This window comes from Pseudomonas sp. (assembly GCF_049645325.1).
Taxonomy (GTDB): domain Bacteria; phylum Pseudomonadota; class Gammaproteobacteria; order Pseudomonadales; family Pseudomonadaceae; genus Aquipseudomonas.
Genome location: NZ_JBARTQ010000212.1, coordinates 1 through 3,104, shown reverse-complemented (window position 1 = coordinate 3,104; position 3,104 = coordinate 1). Strand labels below are relative to the sequence as shown.

Sequence of the window (3,104 nt, the reverse complement as noted above, 5' to 3'; positions counted from 1 at the left end):
TGGCTGACCCACCGCATTCGCGAGCAAGCCCGCTCCCACATTTGATCTCCATCGGTCTGGAAGATTATTTGCGGGCGACAATCACCGCCCGCATCGGCGCCGGCAGCCCTTCAATCGTCTTGCTGTGATCCTCCGGGTCGAGGAAATCGCTCAGTGACTGAAACTTCATCCACTCGGTCCCGCGTTGTTCCTCGACGGTGGTCACGCTCACATCCACGCAACGCACGTCACTGAAACCCGCGCGCCGCAGCCACAGCATCAGTGCGGGCACCGACGGCAGGAACCACACGTTACGCATCTGCGCGTAGCGGTCTTCCGGCACCAGCACTTGCTGCTGATCGCCGTCGACCACCAGGGTTTCCAGCACCAGTTCGCCGCCTTTGACCAGGCAGTCTTTCAGGGCCAGCAAATGCTCGATCGGCGAACGCCGATGGTAGAACACGCCCATGGAAAACACGGTGTCGAAGCCTTCCATGTTCGGCGGCAAATCTTCAAACGGGAACGGCAAGTGCCAGGCCTTGGGCTGCGACAGGTAACGCTGTACGGCCTGGAACTGGCAGAAGAACAGCCAGTTCGGGTCCACGCCAATCACACTGTCGGCGCCCGCGCCGAGCATGCGCCACATGTAGTAACCATTGCCGCAGCCCACATCGAGGATGCGTTTGCCGTGCAAATTCAAGTGCGGCGCCACGCGGGACCACTTCCAGTCTGAGCGCCATTCGGTGTCCACGTGCACGCCGAACAGGTTGAACGGGCCCTTGCGCCACGGGCTCAGGCCCATCAACGCGGTGTGCATTTGCGCGCGGGTGGCGTCGTCGCACGCGGTGTCGAGTGTCAGGCCGTTGAGCAAATCAACGTCACTGGGCTGGATGTTCGGCAGTGCGTCGAGCGCGCTCTGCCAGCGCTCCAGGTCGCCATGGCCCTTTTCCATCTTGCTGTCGAGTTGCGCTTGCAGGCCTTGGGCCCAAACGGCCAGGGGAGTGCCGACCAGATGGCGGGCGAGGGGGGACAGATCAATCATGGCAAGGCAATCAACGAGGCAAAGTTAAGACACTGGAACCACGGCACGACGGTCGAGAACCCGGCCGCCAGCAGGCGTTCGCGGTGTTCTTCGAGGCTGTCGGGCTTCATGACGTTTTCGATGGCGCTGCGCTTCTGGGCAATTTCCAGTTCGCTGTAGCCGTTGGCGCGTTTGAACGCGATGTGCAGGTCGGTGAGCAGCGCATGTTCTTCAGGATCATTGAAGCGCAGCTTTTCCGAGAGGATCAACGCGCCGCCCGGCAACAGCGACTGGCGGATACGCCCGAGCAGCGCCAAGCGCTGATCCGGGGCAATGAATTGCAGGGTGAAGTTCAATGCCACCACCGAAGCCGGCTGGAACTGCAGCGCGAGGATATCGCCCTCGATCACTTCAACCGGCAACAACTCCTGGAACATCGAGTCCTGGCCATTGAGGTATTCGCGGCAGCGCTCGACCATGGCCGCCGAGTTATCCACAGCGATCACCCGGCAACCGTCGGTGCGCACATGGCGGCGCAACGCCTGGGTCACGGCGCCGAGGGACGAACCCAGGTCGTAAAGCACGCTGTTGGGTTGAGCGAACTGCGCCGCGAGCACGCCGAGGTTCTCGACAATGGTCGGGTAACCCGGCACCGAGCGCTTGATCATGTCCGGGAACACCCGCACCACGTCCTCGTTAAAGGCGAAGTCCGGCACCTGGGGCAGGGGCTGGGCGAATAGGCGATCGGGTTCTTTGCTCACGGTTGTTCCGGCGACGAAAGGGGAAAGGCCGGCATTTTAGCCAGGTTGGCGCGTCGATGCGCGGGTTGTCTGATGGAAAGCCGACGCGGTGATGCCCCACTGGCCCAACCAGTAAGTGGTGATCAACAGATAGGGCGCTGCTTCGAACGCGACCACAAACCGGTTGATCCCAATCAATGTGTCGGAAAACACAAACGACACCGCGCCTGCTGCCGCCAATGCCGCCGAGCGTTTCGGCACGTCGCTGCCCAGCCGTGCCAGTGCGCGCCAGAGCATGGCGCTGATCACCCATGCATAAACCACCACCGGAATCAGTAAATCGCCGAGGCCATGGGCAATCAAAATGCTCAGCAGCACGGCGCCCACGCCGAGTGCCAATACCAATGGCAACCATGCCCAGCGGCGGCAATCACTGAAATAGGCTTTCAGGTACGCCAGGTGCGCAAACAGAAACGCGCCGAGGCCAAAGATGAACAGGTCCCCCGGCCAGGCGAGCAACACGTCGCCCACCAGCGAAAAAATCAGCCCCAGGCTGATCCAGCGTCGATAGTCGGTGGGCGGCGCGTCATGCAGCCAACCCAGCAGCGCCAGGACCGGCAACGGTTTGACCAGCAGGCACAGAAGCGCCGCATGGGTGGTCAGGCCGTAGATAAAGGTGCCGGCGCCCATCAATGCAAGAATCAGCCAAGGCATATCAGTTCACCGTGATGGCGCAGTCGAAGGTTTCGGCAGGTTCGGCTTCAGGTTCCCAAGGTTGTTGGGAGGTCAGGCGCAAACGGCCCTGGCCCGCAGCGAAGGCCTGAAAGCGCCAGGTGGACTGGCCGCCGCCGCCGATCACGCCGGATTCTGAACTGCTGTAGACCTCAGGGCTCAACGCGCGCAGCACGCCGCCGGCGGAATCCTGAATGGCCCAGCGATAGCCGGTGGTGGGGTTACTTGGCAGGCTGAGGATCAGGTTTTGTCCGCTTTTAAGCTGGAGCGGGCAGGCGCTCTGGTTTTCCACGGTGACATTTTGCTTCGGCGTACTGGCGCACGCGCCCAGCAGGGCAAGGCTCAAGGGGAGAAGCAGGCGGGCAGCGGTCATGGGGGCTCCGTTGATTCACGACGAAGGGCGAGCATAACCGAAGATGAGACAAGGTGTGACAGGAAGGCAAGCGCCGCTCGCCGGTGGTGAGCGGCGCTTTGTGATGAGCAGGCTTGATGTGATGAGATGGCGTGTTGTGGTGAGCAGGCTTGCCCTGCGCCGGGCTGCGCAGCAGCCCCTGTGAAGACCACCTCATTCCTTCAGAAAGGATGGGGTCTCAGTATTGGGGGCTGCTGCGCCGCCCAGCGCAGGGCAAGCC

Annotated in this window: 4 protein-coding genes; all 4 read right to left on the bottom strand. The window is 62.1% G+C overall.

Annotated elements, in window-relative coordinates:
* Positions 1 to 64: 64 nt before the first annotated feature.
* Genes cmoB through WBB95_RS09180 form a run of 4 tightly spaced genes read right to left on the bottom strand, consistent with a single transcriptional unit; the run spans position 65 to position 2,845 of the window.
* A complete protein-coding gene (cmoB, locus tag WBB95_RS09195) occupies positions 65 to 1,021 on the bottom strand; it encodes a tRNA 5-methoxyuridine(34)/uridine 5-oxyacetic acid(34) synthase CmoB (RefSeq protein ID WP_424487301.1) in 957 nt (318 codons plus the stop codon).
* Positions 1,018 to 1,761, bottom strand: coding sequence for a carboxy-S-adenosyl-L-methionine synthase CmoA (gene cmoA / locus WBB95_RS09190; protein ID WP_424487300.1), 744 nt, complete (start codon positions 1,759 to 1,761; stop codon positions 1,018 to 1,020). Before cmoA ends, cmoB begins: the two co-directional genes overlap by 4 nt.
* 36 nt (positions 1,762 to 1,797) lie before the next feature.
* Positions 1,798 to 2,454: a lysoplasmalogenase gene (locus WBB95_RS09185; protein ID WP_424487299.1), complete on the bottom strand. Its 657-nt coding sequence runs from the start codon at positions 2,452 to 2,454 to the stop codon at positions 1,798 to 1,800.
* 1 nt (position 2,455) lies between these two features.
* Positions 2,456 to 2,845, bottom strand: coding sequence for a protease inhibitor I42 family protein (locus WBB95_RS09180; RefSeq protein ID WP_424487298.1), 390 nt, complete (start codon positions 2,843 to 2,845; stop codon positions 2,456 to 2,458).
* Positions 2,846 to 3,104: the final 259 nt, after the last annotated feature.